The 20,925-nt window shown below is 39.0% G+C and carries 16 protein-coding genes; 6 read left to right on the top strand and 10 right to left on the bottom strand.

Features of this window, described 5'->3' with window-relative positions:
• Positions 1-7 precede the first annotated feature (7 nt).
• From WH188_RS11130 to WH188_RS11120, 3 genes are read left to right on the top strand one after another with little or no spacing between them, the layout of a single operon-like run.
• A complete protein-coding gene (locus WH188_RS11130) occupies positions 8-277 on the top strand; it encodes a PqqD family protein (RefSeq protein WP_132769884.1) in 270 nt (89 codons plus the stop codon).
• A gap of 22 nt (positions 278-299) precedes the next feature.
• Positions 300-1,931 (top strand): ABC transporter ATP-binding protein, encoded by a 1,632-nt coding sequence (locus tag WH188_RS11125; protein ID WP_339423923.1) that lies wholly within the window; start codon positions 300-302, stop codon positions 1,929-1,931.
• Positions 1,932-1,941: 10 nt separating this feature from the next.
• Complete coding sequence (locus tag WH188_RS11120; RefSeq protein WP_339423922.1) at positions 1,942-2,859, top strand: hypothetical protein; 918 nt, start codon at positions 1,942-1,944, stop codon at positions 2,857-2,859.
• A 165-nt stretch (positions 2,860-3,024) separates the two neighbouring features.
• Here WH188_RS11120 and WH188_RS11115 read toward each other — a convergent pair whose 3' ends face one another.
• The 4 genes from WH188_RS11115 to WH188_RS11100 form a co-directional block, all read right to left on the bottom strand.
• Complete coding sequence (locus WH188_RS11115; protein WP_168127798.1) at positions 3,025-4,524, bottom strand: S41 family peptidase; 1,500 nt, start codon at positions 4,522-4,524, stop codon at positions 3,025-3,027.
• Positions 4,525-4,945: 421 nt separating this feature from the next.
• Positions 4,946-5,425, bottom strand: a complete 480-nt coding sequence (locus WH188_RS11110; RefSeq protein WP_132769890.1) for a hypothetical protein — start codon at positions 5,423-5,425, stop codon at positions 4,946-4,948.
• Positions 5,426-5,759: 334 nt separating this feature from the next.
• Positions 5,760-6,287 carry a 3'-5' exonuclease gene (locus WH188_RS11105; protein WP_132769892.1) on the bottom strand — a complete coding sequence of 176 codons (528 nt, stop codon included), beginning with the start codon at positions 6,285-6,287 and terminating at the stop codon, positions 5,760-5,762.
• A gap of 122 nt (positions 6,288-6,409) precedes the next feature.
• The gene (locus WH188_RS11100; RefSeq protein WP_132769894.1) at positions 6,410-7,717 is read right to left on the bottom strand and encodes a replication-associated recombination protein A; all 1,308 of its coding nucleotides are present in this window, start codon (positions 7,715-7,717) and stop codon (positions 6,410-6,412) included.
• Between the two features lie 355 nt (positions 7,718-8,072).
• Between WH188_RS11100 and WH188_RS11095 the strand changes: the two genes are divergently transcribed.
• Positions 8,073-9,650 carry a DUF3843 family protein gene (locus WH188_RS11095; protein WP_168127799.1) on the top strand — a complete coding sequence of 526 codons (1,578 nt, stop codon included), beginning with the start codon at positions 8,073-8,075 and terminating at the stop codon, positions 9,648-9,650.
• A 69-nt stretch (positions 9,651-9,719) separates the two neighbouring features.
• Here WH188_RS11095 and WH188_RS11090 read toward each other — a convergent pair whose 3' ends face one another.
• A complete protein-coding gene (locus tag WH188_RS11090; RefSeq protein ID WP_339423921.1) occupies positions 9,720-11,138 on the bottom strand; it encodes an arylsulfatase in 1,419 nt (472 codons plus the stop codon).
• Positions 11,139-11,558: 420 nt separating this feature from the next.
• Between WH188_RS11090 and WH188_RS11085 the strand changes: the two genes are divergently transcribed.
• Entirely contained in the window at positions 11,559-12,680 is a 1,122-nt protein-coding gene (locus tag WH188_RS11085; protein ID WP_339423920.1) for a tetratricopeptide repeat protein, read from the top strand.
• Between the two features lie 45 nt (positions 12,681-12,725).
• Here the strand turns inward: WH188_RS11085 and WH188_RS11080 are convergent, their stop codons facing one another.
• The gene (locus tag WH188_RS11080; RefSeq protein ID WP_021188630.1) at positions 12,726-13,463 is read right to left on the bottom strand and encodes a dienelactone hydrolase family protein; all 738 of its coding nucleotides are present in this window, start codon (positions 13,461-13,463) and stop codon (positions 12,726-12,728) included.
• Between the two features lie 506 nt (positions 13,464-13,969).
• Here WH188_RS11080 and WH188_RS11075 point away from each other — a divergent pair.
• Positions 13,970-16,090 carry a carboxy terminal-processing peptidase gene (locus WH188_RS11075; protein WP_132770105.1) on the top strand — a complete coding sequence of 707 codons (2,121 nt, stop codon included), beginning with the start codon at positions 13,970-13,972 and terminating at the stop codon, positions 16,088-16,090.
• Between the two features lie 75 nt (positions 16,091-16,165).
• On the opposite strand, the gene WH188_RS11070 is transcribed toward WH188_RS11075, so the two are convergent.
• The 4 genes from WH188_RS11070 to WH188_RS11055 all read right to left on the bottom strand — a co-directional run bounded on the left by WH188_RS11070 (position 16,166) and on the right by WH188_RS11055 (position 20,891).
• Complete coding sequence (locus WH188_RS11070) at positions 16,166-17,872, bottom strand: glycoside hydrolase family 3 protein (protein WP_206368576.1); 1,707 nt, start codon at positions 17,870-17,872, stop codon at positions 16,166-16,168.
• A gap of 118 nt (positions 17,873-17,990) precedes the next feature.
• Complete coding sequence (locus WH188_RS11065; RefSeq protein WP_021188632.1) at positions 17,991-18,533, bottom strand: TetR/AcrR family transcriptional regulator; 543 nt, start codon at positions 18,531-18,533, stop codon at positions 17,991-17,993.
• Between the two features lie 259 nt (positions 18,534-18,792).
• Positions 18,793-19,467 (bottom strand): response regulator transcription factor, encoded by a 675-nt coding sequence (locus WH188_RS11060; protein ID WP_132769905.1) that lies wholly within the window; start codon positions 19,465-19,467, stop codon positions 18,793-18,795.
• A gap of 8 nt (positions 19,468-19,475) precedes the next feature.
• Entirely contained in the window at positions 19,476-20,891 is a 1,416-nt protein-coding gene (locus WH188_RS11055; RefSeq protein ID WP_208700878.1) for a sensor histidine kinase, read from the bottom strand.
• Positions 20,892-20,925: the final 34 nt, after the last annotated feature.

Below are 20,925 nucleotides of genomic sequence, written 5' to 3'. Positions count from 1 at the left end.
AACATAAATGAAATTAAGAACAGATTTAGTTTTAAGAACAATAGGTTCGGATCACATGATTGTGGATCCTAGTCAAGATATGGTCGATCTTTCTACAGTATATACATTAAATGATTCTGCAGCATGGCTTTGGGAGCAGTTGAAAGGAATAGAATTCTCAAGTGCTACTGTAGTTGAGCTACTCTGCGAACACTATGATGTAACGGAAACACAGGCACAAGCTGATGCTGAAATTTTAATTCAGGATTTCGAAAAACAAGGTTTGCTGCAAAAATAAATGCCCAAAAGAACCACTAGCTGTGACCAATAATAATAACTTGAAACAGCATATCCGCTGGGCCTGGTCGATAAGCCAGGGATACCGATCGAAACTGCTCCTGTATTTTATATTGGAGCTTATTGCTATTGTGCTCTCCCTACTTTTTGTGTATCTCTCCAAAAAAGCGGTAGACATGGCCATTTCTCCGGAAGACCTTCCGTTGAAGTGGACACTGATCGGAATTGTGACAAGTGTTGCTATTGGCATCGGAATACGGGCATATACCAGCTGGCTTAATGAAAGGATCAAAATGATGATGACCTTTCAGCTGCAACGGAATATGCTCGATGCACAGATGCTCTCGGTCTGGAAACTGATCAAAAACTGGCATACAGGTGATATCCAGATCCGAATCCAAACGGATTGCGAAGAAGTGGCCACTATGATCGCAAAATCGGCACTTTCATTTCTGCTTACCGTAATACAATTACTTGCTTCACTGGCGTTTTTATGGTATATGGATCCGATGCTGGCACTCATGATATTGGCCATATCGCCCCTATTCCTATTTTCGAAAATATACTTCCAAAAAATGCGCAAGCTGAGCAGGGAAGTAAAAAGTGAAGAGAGTAATTTCTCTAACATTCTGCAAGAAAATCTTCGCTTTCGACTCTTGATCCGGGCTATGGGTATCTTTCCAAAAAGAAGGCAAAAACTCACCGCCAGCCAGCAGGAGCTTTTCATTTTGAAAATGAAACAGCTCAATTTTTCGACCTATACCCAGAGTGCCATGAAAATCTGTATCAATGCGGGCTATCTGCTCACCTTTATCTGGGGAATCTATAGACTGCATAGTGGACAGATCTCATTTGGTACCATGACAGCGTTTTTGCAATTGGTGGCAAGGATACAAACACCGATTCTCGCACTGATCACCTATATACCGGGTTTTGTACGGTTCAGAGTTTCTGCCGACCGCCTCTTAGAACTTAAAGAAGGTGAGATAGAACCGCAGATCGAACAGCAAAGGTTACTGCAAACAACAGCGCTACAGATCCAGGATCTATCTTTTAGATATGAAGATAAATGGGTGTTAAATAACCTGAATTTAAACCTGATGGCGGGTCAGCCTACCGCGATCGTAGGTCCCAGCGGTAAAGGAAAAACAACCCTGATACGCTTATTGCTATCGCTGATCAAAGCAGAAAAAGGCCAGATATTACTCACGGACCACGAGGGTACCAGACCCTTAACTGCTGCACACCGCATCAATTTTGCCTATATTCCACAGGGAAATTCACTCTTCAGTGGAACTATTCGGGAAAACCTGATGCTCCATGTTAAAGAAGGCGAGCATATTGCTTTAGAAAAAGCCCTATGGATTGCTTGTGCAGAATTTGTAATGGAACTGCCTGATGGTGTCGATACCGTGGTCGGTGAATCGGGAATGGGCCTATCCGAAGGACAGGCACAACGCATTGCGATTGCCCGAGCGCTGATGCATAATGGTGATATCTGGTTATTTGATGAAGTGACTTCGGCACTGGACAGAAATACGGCCGACACACTGATCAAAAGACTTTTAGAATTTGGGCAAGATAAATTATGCCTTTTTGTAACACATGACTTAAACTTGGCCGATACATGCGTACAGCGTATCTATCTCGACTAATGAACGCGCTATGACTTTAACAAACCCTACTGAAATATCGAAAAAATGCTATAAAATAGCAGATCTAATACTGGAGATCAACTATCCGGCTAGCCTAGATCTGGAAAAATTATTACCCTCTTTCCGTGATTTTAAATACAATACAACAAAAGAAAACAGGACCATCCAGGTGAACCTGAGTATGGAGCAAGCTGCGCAAGGTGAAGACCTCGGGCAACTCTTAAGTGATCAGTCCATATCATGGGGAGACCGCTTCTGTTTTTATGAAAAAGAAAACACATTTATCACGACAATAGCCAATGATCGGGGTAACGACTTTTGGTATCTGTACAGTGAAAGAGATTTTGCTCAGTCGACCATTTATATCCCAGAAAGTACCGAAACAGAACAGAGTGCAGTTATCTGCTGGATGCTGATGATGCTTTTTGGTCAGGCCGCCCTGCTACACGATGTCATTATGATCCACGGATCGGTCATCAACCGAAATGGTCAGGGCATAGCATTCCTGGGTAAAAGCGGTACAGGAAAAAGTACGCATAGCCGCCTTTGGTTAAAACATATCCCAAATACATCATTGCTCAATGATGATAATCCGGCGATCCGGATTACAGATAACGGCGTGATTATATATGGTACTCCTTGGAGCGGTAAAACGCCTTGTTATAAAAATGAAGCGATACCATTAAAAGCATTTGTACGTCTGCAACAGGGACCAGAAAATATATTTGAACAATTATCTGGCGTGAAAGGCTTCATTGCTGTATTGCCAAGTTGTACAGCTATTAGATGGAATAAAGATCTTTTTGCAATGATGAACAGTACATTGGAAAAAGTAATCAGCCAGGTTCCTGTTGGTTTTCTAAAATGCTTACCGGATGAAGCGGCTGCAGAACTCTGTCATCAACGTATTTTTGAGACGCCGTCATAAGTCATAATGCCTCACACTAGTACCAGCTTGCTGTATCATGATTGAACATTGAATGAGGTGATCTGCTTCACCCCTATAAATGAAAAGCGGGATCGATATCGATCCCGCTTTTCATTTATAAAATCGGAATGATCAATCGATCACTCCCTATATGTTACAGCACGACTAGTTTTTCAAAAGACCTCTTTCAGGTAGAGCATTGACAGCACCACCAAGTGACATACGGGCATGTTGGCTTGCACGAACACGGGCCGACGTTTTCTTTGTACTTCCCGGTACTGCATCTTCCAGAGCCGTCTCTAACATCGTCTCTTGCGTATCACCTGTCGGCAAAAAGATATAATCATTTACATTAGGTTTATCTGCCACTAATCCATCCCAGTAATCTGCGAAATCATCAGCGTTTTTCAACTGGAAAGATGCTGGCCAGAAGGAAACACGGTCTTCAATAATCTGTTCAAAAAAACCAACAGGTTTACCGTAAGTATGTGTTCCTGTCGCGATAATCTGCACGTTCATATAAGGTTTTAAGACATTAATCAGCATCTCTGCAGCTGAAGCCGTTTTTTCACTTACCAAAAAATATACTTTACGCAGATTCAACGTACTTGTCTGACTGAAGTAAGTATCTCTGAACATACCATTGGCACCTTTCTGAGTGCGCTCCATATAAGCGTTACAGATATAGGTCACCATAAGGTTCTTATCTGAAACTTTTGTTCCTGCAATCTTGTTTGCAATATATACCGCAGCATCAACATAACCACCTGTATTATAGCGTAAATCTACGATCAAATCCTCAATATGCTTATCTTCAAACGTTTTAAAAGAAGCATCTACGCGCTGCTGGTTATAATTATTGCGCTCTATCTCTTCAAATGAAGAAAGAGCAAAATAGCCGACATTTTTACTTGGATATTCGTAAACCTCTTCGTGATAAATTGGATCGATGGTATATGATCCATAAGAAAGACTTACATTATAAGTCGTCCCATCCTGACGCAAGAGCGCGAGCTGAAGACCGCCACCTTCCAGTGCATTGGCTACACGGTTTCTCATATTATTAAGCGCATTGGGATCTACAGGCTTACAGCCTGAAGCATCACAATTGATCGCAACAGTAAAGTCGGTCTCGCCATTGATAGCCGTTACCATATCCGAACGTTTTAAACCGGCCTTATCTGCAGGTGAACCTCCTTCAATAAAATAGATAACAGGTCTTGCAACTTTAGAATCAACCGTACCCATGGAAATATATAAACCATAACCATCATTGCGATCCATTTTTAACTTAGCTGTAGCATTGATATTATAACCGTTAAGTCCATCGATAAAAGAAAAGCGATCATACACACCACCATACTGTGCATAGTTCGCATAGGCAGGAGTCATACCTTTCAGGGCATTGAGAACACTACTAGCAGAATTGTACTTATCTGTAAATTCGGATGGAAGCTCATATTTTGGAATGGATTTCTCTTCCCATATGGAGTACAGTTTATAATAATAATAGATACTATCCCGGATCTTTTGATCCGTGGTTCGTACAATTGGTTCAGGCTCCGGTTCTGGATCTGGTGTATTTTTTTTACAGCTAACGAAAAAAAATGCAACCAGAATAAAAACAACCCACTTTCCGAAAGGTTGCTGTAGCGCTATCTTCATATTTTTTAATATAATATTAAACAAACTTAGATAAATAGTATCTCATAAACAATAACATGATGCTGATTATAATACAATTATTTAATTGGCTAATGAAGTGATTGAGTAACGGAGTGAAGAAGTGACGGAGTAACCAGTAACGAAGTGACAAGTGAGGGAAGTAACAGAGTTACAAGGGTGATATGAACAATCTAACTCACTAACATGCTCACCCAATAACTATTTCTAACTTTCCAATCCATAAATAATAAGAGTGGGGAGCACGTGCATTACCGTGTGTCTCCCCTTCTTAAGTATGAATGTAACAAAAAAAACGAACCTATAAAGTAGTTACTGAAGCAACGGAGGCGATACGAACAGTCTAACGCATTAACAATCTAACTTTCTAACCCACTCACTTGCTAAAATCTAACTACTAAAATCAAACTTGACTAACCTGCTCCGCCTCAAGCATTCCAACTTTAATGCGGAAAGGCACACGTCCTGATTTTTCGGAAGTAATATAACCGATGACGGTCGCATGATGGTGGCTTAGGAAATCAGGTTTACGCACCGCACCCCGTATTCTAAAACGTACGGAAGCCTCATAGGCCTGGTTCGAATCAGCAGGAAAAGTGATCATAATGATCTGATCTAAACTTACACTGAGACAAGCATGATCCATGATCACATCTTTCACAACAATATTACGTGTATCCGCATCCAACCTTTCTACTTTAAGCAGGAGTGCCCCATTTTTTGATTTACCGTATTCCCGATCATCATTTTCTAAATGGTGAAAGCGATAGTGTACCTGTAAAGTAGCACGATTCACAAACTCATTTGACAAGCGCGACCTGCGCCAGTAATAAAAACCAGATACTAAAATTAAAGCAGTAAGTAGAAGATAGACGTAAAACATATTATTAAAAAATAAGATCCATTTGCGACAAATCTTTTCAAAAAGGCAATTTTTAAGCATTTTTGAAATGACAAAGGCAAAGATAATTCTGAACTGCTCCTAGAACGATTTTAAAGGGGGGACAAAGAGGGGACAAATAGGGAGACATCGCACGACAAAACACACAACAAGCTTATTATCAATAAAATAAATAATAACAAATTAAAATCGATGTGATACTAATATAAAGTAACGAAGTGATCAGTAACGGAGTGAAACAGTGATTAAGTAAAGTAGTGACGGAGTAACGAAGTAATTTTCTCAAATCTAATTATTAACTTCTAAGTACTAATTACTACCCCTCCACCAATGTCGCTACAAAAGGATGGCGCAAATATAATTCGGCACAGGCCTTCGCGTCGGATAAAGCCTCATGGTGATTGAGATTGATTCCCAACACTTCACAGCAGGCATTTAAGCGGGCTGGTTTAAAACCTTTGTTACGATAGATCTTATAAGTACACTCCCACATTTCGGCAAGCTGCAGTTCCTCGTAAGACAAACCATAATGTAACATCGTCTTGCGTAAAACATTGCGATCGAACAACTCGTTGTGTGCGATCATCAATTTATTCGTCAGAAGCGATTGAATGGAAGGAAATAACTCCTTAAAAGTTGGGGAATGTTGCGTATCACGGGGTTTGATGCCATGCACACGGGTCGTCTGCCACATATACTCATTGCGGGGTGGCTGAATCAAGGAGTAAAATTCATTTGTAATGATACCCGATTCCACTGTCACGATACCAACTGCACAGGCACTATTTTGATGCCCTGTTGCTGTTTCAAAATCTATCGCTGTAAATGTTAAATCTGATGTCATGCTATATTCCTATCCGAGCAAAGGTAAACAATATCCACTGAGATTTAAAATGTGGACAGAAATACTACAAAAGACTCCTTAAGGAAAACAAACAGTTTCAACTTACTCCGATAACGCCCTAATTAATACCGATATTTTTCCTTCCACTTATCGCGTAATCCCTGTCTTAACTTTTCTTCCTGTGGATTTTTACCTGGATCGTATAAAGTCATACCGCTCAGTTGATCGGGCAAAAACTCCTGCAACACAAAATTTCCAGGATAGGCGTGCGCATATTTATATTCGGCTCCATAGTTAAGCTCTTTCATCAATTTAGTCGGCGCATTTCGCAAATGAAGGGGTACGGAAAGGTCTCCCGTTTGCTTCACGATAGCTTGTGCCTTATTGATTGCTTCGTAAGAGGCATTGCTTTTAGGAGAGCTGGCCAAGTAAGTCACGGCCTGCGCCAAAATAATCCTCGATTCGGGCCATCCGATGACATTAACAGCTTGGAAACACGTATTCGCTAACAGTAGAGCATTGGGATTGGCATTGCCGATATCTTCAGAAGCCAATATCAGGAGACGACGAGCAATGAAAGAAGGATCTTCCCCCCCTTCGATCATACGTGCCAGCCAATAAATGGCTGCATTGGGATCTGATCCACGGATCGATTTGATAAAAGCAGATATGATATCGTAATGTTGCTCACCTGTCTTATCATAAATAGCCATATTCTGCTGTACCTGCTTCAGCACAAATGCATTCGTAATCGGTTCATGATGAAGTACTGCAGCATTACTGACCAGTTCGAGCACATTTAAGAGCTTACGGGCATCGCCACCGGAAAGACGTAAAATAGCCTCATACTCTTCAATCTCAATATTTAATGCTTTCAGGTATTCGTCTTCATGCAATGATTTCTCCACTAGGCCGATCAGGTCTTCGGAACTTAAGTGTTCAAGAACATAAACTTGACAGCGCGATAATAGTGCAGATATAACTTCGAAAGAAGGATTTTCTGTCGTTGCCCCGATAAGCGTCACTAAACCCCGTTCAACAGCACCTAATAAAGAATCCTGCTGTGATTTAGAAAAACGGTGAATCTCATCAATAAACAGAATGGGTTGCTCCTGATTAAAATTCATAGCTGCTTGTTCCTGATTTAAATTCATCAGTCGCTCTGCTTTATCAATAACTTCACGAATGTCTTTCACACCGGCCTGAATAGCACTTAAGGAAAAGAAGGGCCGCCCCAATTCTTTGGCCATCAAGAGTGCAAGGCTGGTCTTCCCAACTCCCGGAGGACCCCAAAGTAACATGGATGGAATATTTTTTTGCTGGATGGCATGATATAATACCGCATCGTGACCGATAATATGTTGCTGTCCAACATAATCTTCCAATTTCTTGGGACGCATGCGCTCTGCCAGTGGAATTCGTGTAGCCATACATCAAAAGTAAGAAGATATTGCCAAATGTCCATTTACTTCACAATCAATTTATGGAATTCAAAAATTTGGTTATTTTTGAATGAGCATTGAATCGATATGACCCACATGAGCTGAAGCAATCTTTAATACTTGGCTTAGGTTAGCTTCATTGCCATTAAAACCGAGTGAAACGAGCTCAATAATACAATGAAGAGCTAACACGCATTATTAAAACAAATTATTTAATGAAACCATCATGAGCTTCAAAATTTCTAAATCGCTGCTCATGATAGCCTCATTACCATTAAACCGAGTAAAACGAGCTCAATAATACAATAAAGTGCTAACACGCATTATTAAAACAAATAATTAAATGAAAAAAAACCGCATTTATATACAGGATTGGCTGGGACAGCACCCTTATCAAGGAAGATCGGATGCCGATCGTTTTTATTTAGAAGTAGCCAATGATATACAGGATGCCTTAAATACACTCTGGTTTGATGAAGAAGAAACCGATGCCCTGATAAGACCTGAAATGATTAAAACACTCAGTGTTTATTTGACCTGCTATCTGGAGGATGTGGTTTCCGGAACAAAACTTTTCGATGCTTTCAGAAAAGAACACCAGGCACTTTATGGAAAAATGCTCCCTTTTTTCGAAGATGCAGCATTGACAGACTATTACCCGGAAGATATCAATCCGCAAGATGTATTGGTCCTTTCATGGTTGTTTTTCAGTGAGCGTAACCCGCACCTTTTCTTGGATAAAGAAGGCCGTTTACTAGCTTTGGTGACCGATCTTGCTTATGCTGTTTTGGAAGAATATTATGAGACTGCACCTGAAAATACGCTGTTACAAAAAGAGTATACGCTAGCTACAGATGCCAATTATCTTGAAGTACGCAACTATGCTGAGAAGGTAATTGCGACCAATTACATCACCGGTGGCTATTATTATAACAGTTTGATGCAGCATATGGATATCGCTGACTTAGGACGCTATCAGCACGACCCGGCCTACTTAAATCAAATGACTTTCCGTGTTCGAGACAATCATTTCACTTTTTTCCGCCTGCACTTATTAGCGCTGAGATCCTGTGAATTTGTTGCTTCGACTGTAGATACTAACCATCCGCAACATGAGAATCTAAGAACCATCGGCAACAGAATTGATAGCTTTTTTGAATTTAAAAAAGTGGAAGAGGGCCGTTTAGAATTGAAACACCTGACAACTGGAGAAATTTTCTTGGTCAATCAAAATTCGATTCAGAACTTTCAGGAACCTACTGCTGATCAACTCTTTTATATGGAGATTGTACCATGGGAAGGAACCTGGAACCTATCGGGTATGATGTCTGCTGTCGAAAGGGATCAGATTGACCTAACTTCCGATCAGGAAATGGATCAAGCATATGTTGTCGAAGCATTGCACGGAAAAACAACACTTATCGAAAAGGCGGCACAACAAGTTGCAGACCTGAAGGAGCTGTTTGTTAAAAAACATCAGGGTCAGCTGGCATTTATGGAAGAATCTGAAATCAGCAACTATATCCGCGATCTGACCAATACGTACCGCGAGCAGGTGGGATTACCGCCAATCGAAGAGGTTGCAAATCCGAATGAGGCAAGAGCTATTCCAGTTACAGCATTCTATAATTCGAAAATAGGTCTAGAATTTTTCGGCGGAATAGAAACGCTATTCCCGCTACAGAATAATCCATACTATGTAGAAAATGAAAACGAACCGATCAGTTATGCGCAAAATCTATTGCAGCTCCTGGTTCAGAAATTTTACTCCGTTGGGCTTGTACAACATTATTACGAATTATACGAAAAGGAAATCAATGAGCAGTTTTTCTATCCACTAAACAGTGAAACGATTGATTTTCTGATCCGTTTCTATAAAAGCGAAACCTATCATCAACAGCCACATGTGATGATTAGATAGTAAAGAGGTGACAAGTAAAGTAGTAACGAAGTAGATAATTGCTTCGTTACTACTTCACGATTTACTTCGTTACTTCGAAACTAAAGGAAAATCACGCGTTTCCACATGTGCTTTTGCAATCATTTTACGTAATTCTTCAACTTTTTTCACATTACTTGTCGCTAAGTTATTTTGTTCTTTCGGGTCTAGTTTTAGATTATACAGTTCAGCAACAGGATTTCCACTTCTCACTTTTTGCAAAATCAATTTCCAGTCACCTTGACGCACTGCTTGACGGCCGCCATCTTCATGAAATTCCCAATATAGGTAATCATGCTGCTTTTGCTTTTTAGGTTTTCCCAATAATGTCGGAACAAAAGAAAGACCATCTGTATATTGTGGTTTACCTGCTTTTGCCACTTCAGCTAAAGTCGGCAGGACATCCCAGAATGCTCCTAAATAATTGGAGGTAGTGCCAGGAGCAACTTTTCCTTGCCAATAAACAATGAAAGGAGTTTTTACACCACCCTCATATAGATCACGTTTATAACCCCGTAAACCTGCCGAACTGTTGAAAAAATCGGGATCTGCACCACCTTCACGATGCGCACCATTATCACTTGTAAAAACGATAATCGTATTATCTGACAAATTTAAGTCCTTCAGCTTCGCAACAATCTGTCCAACCTGTGCATCCATACGACTTACCATACTGGCGTAAGTAGCTCTTGGCTTAGCAACAGAAGCATATCCTGGAATCGTAGCTTTTGGTCCGTAGTCATTTCCTTTATGCGCTTTTTCTTCAAACTTGTTGGCATATTGTTCATAATATTGATCATCAGGACCAGACAACTCGGCATGAGGAAGTACGGTGGGAACATATAAGAAAAATGGTTTATCCTTATTGTTATCAATAAATTCCAATGCTTTTTCTTGGATCAATTCAGGAGCATACTGCCCTTTTGCCAATAAACCGTTACCCTCAAGCTCAATACGCTCTTGATTATGCCACAGGTGTGTCGGATAATAACGGTGCGATTGACGCTGGCAGTTGTAGCCATAAAACTCATCAAAACCTTTATTACGAGGCGATCCATAAGTATCCACCATACCAAGACCCCATTTTCCGAATGCACCAGTCGCGTAACCTGCTTTTTGCAGTAACATAGCAATAGTCTGTACCGAATCGGCTAAAGGTTGCTGTCCTTCTGGTTCCAATTCCTTATTACCTCTCACAGGCGTATGGCCAGTATGTTGGCCCGTCATCAGTGCAGATCGGGATGGAGCACAGACCGAAGTTCCTGCATAGAAATTATCAAAACGCATCCCCTCCTTTGCTAAAGCATCCAGATGTTTCGTTTCAATAATCTGCTGTCCATAAGCTCCTAAATCACCATAACCCAGGTCATCTGCCATTATAAATACAATATTGGGGCGATCGGTTTTCTTTTGTGCTATTGCGATACTACTCAGTGCAAAAAATAACGCAAATAGTGCTGGTTTTTTCATTTTAGTGGTTTTTTATAATTCATGTCCTTAGTTTAATACAGAAAAAAAGAGGACATCTTAGACATAGATAAATGGTGGAGCAAAAGCCATACTGCTCGCCTAGATTGCAAATCATCAATACAGATTAATAGTTCATATGGGTGATCCGGATTCGAAATTAAAGAACACATTTGAAAGCTTAAAATTTGATCGTTACAAATTGCGGTTATCCATCAAAAAGTTACAATTTAATATGATTTTTTCTCAAATCATATTAAATTGTACTTAAGGACTTTTTCATTATTATAACTAAAACAAGCTAAAGATCGTTTGGAGTATCTTTAAAAAGAAACTGAAACCTATTCTGAACAACACTTTAACAATATTTCACATATTTTTTCGTCATATTTGCAATATCCTCACCAACAGCAGGTATTATACATGATTAAAAAGAAATTTTGGAAAATAGCCTTTCTCAGTAGTGCTTATATAGTGGCATTATGCTTCGTGTCTTATGCGCAGGAATTAACCAAAGATTATACTGGTTCAATAACAAAGTATAACAGTAATTTCAAAGGAATAGGTCCAAAGGTATATTTTGTCCCGCCACCTAAGTCAAGAACGGAGCAATTGATTGACATATTTGATAGCAATATGAGAAAAGATTATGCGAAAAAGATTGCTCAAGAACTTCGCTATAAAACGTTACTCACCCAAGTTAATAGTCTACCGAATATAGGACGGTTTCAATATTTAATGAATCCAGAACCTACGGACTTAGCAACATGGAATGAACTCTTGAACCGCATCAGACAAAATTACGATGATCAAGTAAACCTCGCGCTAGTAAATGAAGCAGGGCTATTTGCAATCAATAATAATTTACCCGATCAAGCAATTTCCTATTTTGAAAATGCAATCCTGATTGCGGCAAAAGAAAGCAATAAACTGGATCGTATTGTCTTACATCAAAACTTAGCGGCAGTGCTACTTTATTCCGGTAATTTTGAAAAAGCTAGTGTTGTAGCTCAGGAAAATTTAAATCTGGCAGTTCAATCTAAAGACTATCATGACCAAGCAAATGCCTGGATGCAAATAGCATTAGCCAAAAGTGGCAAGAGAAATTATCATGAAGCCGAACAAAATATCATCAGAAAAGCGATACCGCTCTATAATAAAGCGAAAGCTTATGAAGATAAAATAATTGCCTGGGAGCAATTAGCACAGGTTTATTTTGAGCAAAATAAATACACGGAGGCACAATGGTTTCTACTTCAGGCACAGCAACTAGCAGAAAATAAAAAGATCACAAATGAGTTACCGGCAATTGAATATCTGCTGGCTTCATCAAAATTGTTAGATAAAAACTTTAAAATAGCCAAAAAAGAATTTTTATCTACGCTTCTACTAGCCCGCGAAAGGAAAAATGTACCCCTTGAGCTCGCTGTATTAGATAAACTTGGTGAAGTGTACATACATCTAAAAGACTTTGAAGAGGCTGATAAAACTTATCAAAACTTCACAACCTTAAAAGCGACATTCAAGCAGGTTAAAGATTTATAAATGAAGCTGTAACCTGCTTGAATGATCTGAATAGATTTCAAGCTTTTATTTCAATATTTCCTGTAAGAATATGAGTAGATGTTTCCACGAACGCTGCGCTGCTAAAGGTTCGAAATCACTACTGGCAGGATTGGTAAAGGCATGTTTTGCGGCCGCATAATAGATCATTTGCCAATCTGCTCCTGCATGCTCCACCTCTTTTCTGAAATTAGCGATCTCTTCCGGAGATACATGAGGATCTGCAGCGCCATGTAGAACCAGTATTTTGGTTTTGATGGGGCCATCTGGACGGTTACCTTTACCAAGGTTGCCATGTATGGAAACAACACCTTGCACTTCCATACCGGCCCTAGCCGCCTCAAGCGCTCCCGTACCACCGAAACAATAGCCGATCACAGCCAAACGACGTGGACTTGCTCCAGCTTTTACAAGTTGTTCTAGTGCTAAACGGATCCTTCTCTGATATGCTTCAGGATCGTTCTTATACTTTCCAGCCTGTTGCCCCGCTTCAGCACCAGTAGTGGGTTTATTTCCTTCTCCGTAGATGTCTGCAACAAATGTAATATAACCTTCCTTGCTGAGCTGTACTGCCGCCTGTGTCGCTTCATCGTCAATACCCATCCAAGCAGGGAGAATCAAAACTCCAGGAGCACCCTCGCCTGCATCTGTATTTACTAAACCAGCTAATGCCTGGTCTCCGTCGGAGTAACGCACAGGCTTAAGCTGACCGAAACTCGTTTCTGTGGCACAAAAACATATGATTGTCATTATTAAGGCTTTCATAAGAAAAAATTATTTATTAGTGTTAGTTTTCAATGGTATAAATGAGCTCGTTGTACTCGGTTATTTATTAGTGTTAGTTTTCAATGGTATAAATGAGCTCGTTGTACTCGGTTATTTATTAGTGTTAGTTTTCAATGGTATAAATGAGCTCGTTGCACTCGGTTATTTATTAGTGTTAGTTTTCAGTTTTATAAATGGGCCTTCCTAAACAGTTTTATGTATAGACTGAATCGATCATTCGCAAGATATAATGATGCTATCTTAGGAATGATTGATTAGATAACATTATTATTACAGGAACGGTTGGTTTTTCAGAAAACATACTTAACTTCATTAAAATGAGTTATTATTAAAAGAAATATAAAATAGTACATATTTTTCAATTAAAATATCAAATAAATTTGTTGATTTGTTGAAATTTATGAACTGAAATTATTTAAATTTAGCTCTTTGGATTTAAAGCGCTATCTCAATATATAAAAATGACTATTAAAATTATAGAAAATATGTTTAAAAAGCTAATATTCACCCTTTTTGTTATTTCAATTGTCTCCTGTGGCTCGAAGCCCCGTGTTAATTTAAGCGAAGTAGAGGGAGGTCTAAAGCCTAGCGCGCAACACGAAGTCATAGCAAAAGAAGTTGCTGGACTTTTAGAATCGACCAGTTATAAAAAAGTACAGCTGAATGATTCCATATCTAAAATCGTATTTGATAACTTAATTAAATCTTTAGATCAGGGGAAAAACTACTTGTTGCAATCTGATATCGACGAGTTTCAGCAATACCGAAATTCAATCGCACAGGATTTCCGTAATGGTGACCTATCTGCTCCTTTTCATATTTTCAATGTATACTCTAAACGCTACTTAGAACGCATGCAATATGCGTTGAAGCAAGTAGATGTAAAACAAGACTTCACGATCGATGAAAGCTATTTACCAAGCCGTGAGAAGTTAGGCTGGTTCAAAAACACAGCAGAAGCTGATACACAATGGAAACACCGTGTGAAATATGATTTGCTGAATCTGGAAATGACAACTGTTAAAAAAACAGATAGTACAGAAACTAAACAGAAGGAAACCCTTCGCAAAAGATATAACAATTTAATTTCTCAGGGAAAGAAAATAAATTCAAATGATGCATTCCAAGTAATCATGACTTCATTAACTGATGCGGTTGATCCACATACATCGTATTTCAACCCATCATTTGCACAGGCTTTCAATGAAGGTATGGCTAATACATTTGAAGGTATCGGTGCACGATTGACAATAGACAATGAAATGGTGACTATTAGTGAAATCATTCCTGGCGGACCGATATTTAAAGATAAAAGCTTAGCCATTGATGACAAAATCGTTGGTGTGGCACAAGGGAAAGATGGCGAATTTGAGGATATCATTGGCTGGAGATTAGATGCAGCAGTAGCTAAAATCAAAGGTCCTGCAGGAACAATTGTTCGTTTAAAAATTCTACCTGCTGGTCAGCCGGTTGGATCTCACCCGAAAATAGTCTCATTAACAAGAGAGCGAATTGTAGTAGCAGAAGAATCTGCGAAAAAAGAAATCTTAACTGTTAAAGGTGCTGATGGCAAGAATTATCGTGTTGGTGTCATCAACATACCAAAATTTTACATGGATTTTGAAGCATACCGTAAGCGTGATCCAAACTATAAAAGTACGACCCGCGATGTGCGCTTATTGCTGGATACCTTAAAACAGGAAAAAGTTGATGCAGTTTTGATTGATTTACGTTTCAATGGTGGTGGGTCACTTCCGGAAGCTATCGACCTGACAGGTTTATTTATTGACAAAGGACCAGTAGTACAGGTACGTGATGTCCGAAATACCATCGATGTGGAAGAAGATAGAAACGCAGGCGTTTCATGGGATGGTCCACTGGGTGTTATGATCAACCGTTTCTCCGCTTCAGCGTCTGAAATCTTTGCTGGAGCAATACAAGATTATGGCCGCGGTGTTATCTTAGGTTCTCAATCATACGGTAAAGGTACAGTACAATCTGCTGTTGATATGGCACGTGTGATCAGTCCTACAAGTAAATTATTATTAAAAGCACAAAACGAAAAAGATCCTGATACACCAAATGGTGCACCAGAATATGGTCAGATCAATATTACATTAGGAAAATTCTACCGTGTAAATGGTAGCAGCACACAACATAAAGGTGTAAGTCCCGATGTGACATTCCCAACGCAGTATTCTGCAGAAAAATTCGGTGAGAGTTCCGAGCCTTCTGCTTTACCTTGGGATCAGATCAAATCAAGTACATATAAAAAAGTAGCGGACTTAACAGCATTGAACAAAAAACTAGAACAAGAACACGAAGCGAGAATGAAAAACTCGACTGAATACAAGTTTTTACTGGAAGATATTGCAACCTTCGAAAAACGCGACGAGGGAACTAAAATTCCATTACAACTCGATAAGTTTAAAAAAGAGCGTGATGATTTTCAGAAGAAAAATAGAGATCGTGTGAATGCTTTACTGAAACAAAGAGGGCTACCTTTATGGGAAGAGGGCAAGCCACAACCTAAAATGGAATTTGACTTTGTACAGGATGAAAGTGCTAAAGTGATGACAGATATGATCATCCAAGAAAAAAAATAAATATATTTCTATCCATAACAAAGAAGGGGCTTATCAATAATAAGCCCCTTCTTTGTTTATAAGAATTGCTGCCAGTTATTTACCCGCCGCGTACTTGAAATATTTATTGATGGTAACAGGTAATTTCCCTGTAGCAATATTTTGTCCTAAAATTGTTTTTGCTACAGCACGTTGCATAAAATCATCATTTTGATAAGCAACTAAAATGGTTTTACTTTTATGGACGCCTTTAAAACCATCCAATGCATAAGGATTGGTAAAGAAAGTAACAATTGATTTCTTAGCCAATTTTTTAATCAAATGCTTTACACCATCATTTGCTGGCACTTCAGGTCTTGGACGTGAACGTGTATCATGGATCGCAAGTATAATCTGTTTGTTTCTCTTTGCTTCTTTGATGATATTTTTTAAATCAGCCTCACTGGTTTCATCCGTAACAAAATATTGCGTTTCATTGGCGAGGGCATCGTCCATTATCCGCTGGAAAGTACCTGGGGATTTTAATCCGATATTGACAATTGCCGTTTTTTCTGAATTTTTAAATGATTTTATTTTATCCGTAGATTTCAAAACCGTGACCGATGATGCGGCTAATTGGTCTATCAGCTGCTTTGAAGAAGTTCTATTCAGATCCGCATATAGATTTCCGGTATTCACATCACGATATTGATCTAAGCCCAACCATAGCTTTGACGCGAGTACTTTTTTAACACGTGCATCCAAATCCGCTTGATTGATTCGGCCTTCCCCGATTGCTTTCAATACAAGGTCAATAGCGCGTTTACTATTTTCAGATACTTCCAACAAATCATGACCTGCAATAATAGCCATCACGTCAGCTTCACCATTTGGGAAAAATTTTTTCACACCATTCATATCCATTGCATCGGTTACTGTTAAACCACGAAAACCTAATTCTTCACGTAGTATCCCTGTCACAATAGGTTTTGAAATGGAAGAGGGAATATTGGGAGTAGGGTCTAAACTTGGAATATTCATATGAGCGACCATAATAGCAGGAGCACCAGCACGAATTAATTCTTTAAATGGAAACATTTCCAAAGCCTCTAGACGATCCTTAGTAAAGGTCAATTGCGGCAAGTCATGATGTGAATCAACATCTGTATCGCCATGTCCAGGAAAATGTTTTAATGATGATATAATACCACCGTTCATCATACCATCCATATATGCTTTAGCTTTTTTTGCAACATTTTCTTTATTGTCGCCGAAAGACCGGAACCCGATAACTGGATTTTTCGGATTATTGTTAATATCAACAACAGGAGCAAAATTAAAATGCATACCGATACGATGAAAATCTTTTGCAACTTCTTGGCCCATTTGATAAATCAATTGATCATTCTGTATAGCTCCCAAGGTCATCTGATATGGATAAGATAAAGTTGAATCGGGAAGACGCATGCCTAAACCCCATTCTCCATCAAAAGTGATCAATAAAGGCACTTTTGAAAGATGCTGATAACGATTGAACATATCCACATGACGAACCGGCCCGCCCTGAAATACAACAAGACCGCCCAATTGCTCATCTTGAACAACCTGTGCTACAGAATCAATATAACGCTGTCCCAGATTGGTATGGGCACGCACCAAAAAAAGTTGGGCGATACGTTCTTTAGGTGTCAAGCTGTTAAATACAGAATCAACCCAAGCATGGGGAGAATTAATATATTTCACAAAATCCTTCTTATCTTGAGCTTGTGAAAAAGAGATGGAAGATGCCAGTGCGGCAACACCCAAAGCTAGTTTTTTTAACATAATTTTTTGTTTAAAATAGAATACGAATTACGGGTATTTTTCACACAATAAAAAACAGTTTGTGCAACAATTTTATGAAACATGCATAAACTTGCATTGTCGAACAAAAAAATATAACTTATATCAAGTTATATTTCTCTTCCAATAATATGGCTAGTTCCATCGCATGATCAAGTTCACCATTAGCTTCCTTTTTCCATAAAGTATCAATAACAATTAACAAAAATTCCGTTTCCAGATCCGGATTTTTATATCCCAGTTCCTTAAAAGCCCGCACAATAATTGCCTGCACCGGTTTCATAAATTGTTCATGCTGCTGTCTTGAAAAAGGATGATGGGAAAGACGTTCTTGTAATTTCCAGAAGATAGGCTCATCAGCGACCAGCTTACTAGGTAAATTGATCATCTTACGTAAAAAGTCCTTCGAATCACGATAAGTCATCATACCTTTATGATGTGTCAGCACTTTCCGATAGCCCGCTTTAATAAGGTGCACCAACAAAGCATCCTTATTTCCGAAATGTTTAAAAATTAAAGCCTCAGACACACCTGCATTTTGAGCAATAGCTTTGGTAGAGGTATCTGCATAACCTTGTTCTGAGAACAAATTCAATGCCTCACGAACAATTTTCTCTTTTCTACTCAATACACTATCTTTCATTTTTTTATTCCCTTTTACAGCGTACAAACTTAGATAAATTTGCGTTTATACCCAATTATAATCTTCCTAAATATAAAAGCAAATTATTTGTTTCGTTCTTCATAATTGACACGCATCAATAGGGCGCAATTTTCATATCACTCCTTTAAATATACTTATTCTTTTCTTTTCGAAAGACCATCATTTGTAACTTGAAAATAATATTATCAAGAGGTGACAAAAGTCCAGAAAACATAGCACTTCATAGCTTTCAAATCAATTACTCAACAGAAAGCATATAACCTATACCCCGTATATTGGTAATTTTGATACGTGGATCCTGATTTAAATATTTTCGGATACGGCTTATAAATACATCTAAGCTTCTTCCAGAAAAATATTTATCATAACTCCAGTAGGCTTTCATGATATCTTCACGAGGAATTACCTGATTCCTATTTTCATACAGGCTGCGTAACAATTCACTTTCCCGGTAAGATAACTTAATACTGTCGCCTTTATAGCTAAGTGTCTGTCTCAAGCTGTCTAAGACATAATCTCCGATCATGAGATTTTGACTAAGCTGCATTTTAGGACTGCCCTTAACCAGTGATTCGATACGAACGACCAACTCTTCAATACGAAAAGGTTTTTTTACATAATCATTCGCCCCCAAGTGAAAGCCTTTAACAACATCTTCTGTCTGCACACGAGCAGTAAGGAAAATAATCGGCACCTGACTGTCTAAGGCTCTTATATGTGTAGCCAACGTAAAGCCATCCATCACTGGCATCATCACATCAATAAGCAAGATATCTGGCTTTTGCTTTTCAAATAAACGAAGAGCCTCCTGCCCATCATGACAATGTCTTACCGAAAAACCGTTCATCTCCAGACTATCAGCAACAATAAGTGCCAGGCTCGCTTCATCTTCAACATATAAGATATCAATCATAAATCTGCTTATTTAGGTATTTTAATAGTAAAGGTACTACCTTTACCTGGACTACTTTTCACTGTAATTTTACCTCCGTGCTGCAGTATTACCTGACGAACATACGCCAAGCCGATTCCAAAGCCTTTGACTGGATGTAGATTGCCTTCAGGAACCCGAAAAAACATACCAAAAATCTCCTTCTGGTACTCCAAAGCGATGCCCTTTCCTTTGTCGGAAACACTAAACTCTATATAATCGGAATGGTCACAGACATCAATAGTGATAGTAACCACATCTCCAGAATACTTGACAGCATTTTCTAATAAATTATTAACAACATTGCGCAGATGTGATTCGTCGGCATGTAACCTTAATGTAGGAACGGAACTGTTCACTGAAATCTTCACTTCCTTACTGACATTGATTCGAAAGGTGTCTGCCGCATTGTTTAAAACGAGCATCAGATCAATCTCGCTTTTGTCAAGTTTAAGACCTTTTCGTTCATCAACATCCAATTGAAGAACTCGATCAATCATATCCGAAAGGTGATCAAGCTCACGTCGGGAAATGGCCAAATAACGATCCATCTTCACCTGATCATTTTTTACCCCGTAGAGTTGAATCGCTTCGATAGCAGTCATGACAGTAGAGACAGGGGTCTTCAGCTCATGCGTCATATTATTCACAAATGCCTTTTGCATCTCAGCTAATCGATTCTGTCGAAAGATCGTTTTAAAGAGATAAAGAAATGAACCGATAAAAATACTGATCAAAAGTATAGCAATGCCCAGCTGCCATCCTAAATCAAACAAGAGATTTTTCCATACCTGCCTAAATTTGACGATTAAAAAGCGACTGTCCGAAGCGTCTATCAATATCGGTCTTGTCCACGATAACTTTTTTGCTCTATACTCCTTACGGATAGCAAACAGACTATCCCTCGGAAAAATATCGGTCGTAACATCATATTCTGCACGGACTCCCTTAGCTTCTAAAGCGGTGGCAAATTTTTCATTTATTTCTTCGATCATCGCTGGAGTGACACCGATCTGTGAAAATAAATAAGGCGCCATCATTTCTCCTCCAGATTTCCCGTGCGGATAAGATAATCCCATCGTCTTTCCTCCTCGAGATGACCCCGCTTTTGACTGTTTGTAATAGGATCCAAAATCTTTAAATAGCGTATCAATTTCAGCATCTGTATACTTTGCTTTTAATTCTTTCCGTAATTTCCCCAATGCCCCGCCCTGATCACTTTTTAGATCATTGCTATGGGCTTGATACACATCTTGCACAACATTAAACATACTCCGCTCTGCTGAAGAAAGGAACAGATCAAGCCGGTTATTGTAACTTCCGTAGAGCCATATACCCAAGATACTAATCATCCCGATACCTGTTAATACCGAAAGTGTTATCAATAATTTAAACTTATTTGCCATAATTAAAAACAAATTTAAATTACTAGATTTGCAT

It is taken from the genome of Sphingobacterium sp. MYb388 (genome assembly GCF_037479535.1).
In the GTDB taxonomy this organism is placed as follows: domain Bacteria; phylum Bacteroidota; class Bacteroidia; order Sphingobacteriales; family Sphingobacteriaceae; genus Sphingobacterium; species Sphingobacterium anhuiense.
This window is presented reverse-complemented; position numbering and strand designations above follow the sequence as displayed.

What these genes read in the sequence shown, in the direction of transcription:
- WH188_RS11130 (WP_132769884.1), top strand. Translation starts at nt 8, where the DNA reads ATGAAATTAAGAACAGATTTAGTTTTAAGAACAATAGGTTCGGATCAC.
- WH188_RS11120 (WP_339423922.1), top strand. Translation starts at nt 1,942, where the DNA reads ATGACTTTAACAAACCCTACTGAAATATCGAAAAAATGCTATAAAATA.
- WH188_RS11115 (WP_168127798.1), bottom strand. Translation starts at nt 4,524, where the DNA reads ATGAAGATAGCGCTACAGCAACCTTTCGGAAAGTGGGTTGTTTTTATT.
- WH188_RS11110 (WP_132769890.1), bottom strand. Translation starts at nt 5,425, where the DNA reads ATGTTTTACGTCTATCTTCTACTTACTGCTTTAATTTTAGTATCTGGT.
- WH188_RS11105 (WP_132769892.1), bottom strand. Translation starts at nt 6,287, where the DNA reads ATGACATCAGATTTAACATTTACAGCGATAGATTTTGAAACAGCAACA.
- WH188_RS11100 (WP_132769894.1), bottom strand. Translation starts at nt 7,717, where the DNA reads ATGGCTACACGAATTCCACTGGCAGAGCGCATGCGTCCCAAGAAATTG.
- WH188_RS11095 (WP_168127799.1), top strand. Translation starts at nt 8,073, where the DNA reads ATGAAAAAAAACCGCATTTATATACAGGATTGGCTGGGACAGCACCCT.
- WH188_RS11090 (WP_339423921.1), bottom strand. Translation starts at nt 11,138, where the DNA reads ATGAAAAAACCAGCACTATTTGCGTTATTTTTTGCACTGAGTAGTATC.
- WH188_RS11085 (WP_339423920.1), top strand. Translation starts at nt 11,559, where the DNA reads ATGATTAAAAAGAAATTTTGGAAAATAGCCTTTCTCAGTAGTGCTTAT.
- WH188_RS11080 (WP_021188630.1), bottom strand. Translation starts at nt 13,463, where the DNA reads ATGAAAGCCTTAATAATGACAATCATATGTTTTTGTGCCACAGAAACG.
- WH188_RS11075 (WP_132770105.1), top strand. Translation starts at nt 13,970, where the DNA reads ATGTTTAAAAAGCTAATATTCACCCTTTTTGTTATTTCAATTGTCTCC.
- WH188_RS11070 (WP_206368576.1), bottom strand. Translation starts at nt 17,872, where the DNA reads ATGTTAAAAAAACTAGCTTTGGGTGTTGCCGCACTGGCATCTTCCATC.
- WH188_RS11065 (WP_021188632.1), bottom strand. Translation starts at nt 18,533, where the DNA reads ATGAAAGATAGTGTATTGAGTAGAAAAGAGAAAATTGTTCGTGAGGCA.
- WH188_RS11060 (WP_132769905.1), bottom strand. Translation starts at nt 19,467, where the DNA reads ATGATTGATATCTTATATGTTGAAGATGAAGCGAGCCTGGCACTTATT.
- WH188_RS11055 (WP_208700878.1), bottom strand. Translation starts at nt 20,891, where the DNA reads ATGGCAAATAAGTTTAAATTATTGATAACACTTTCGGTATTAACAGGT.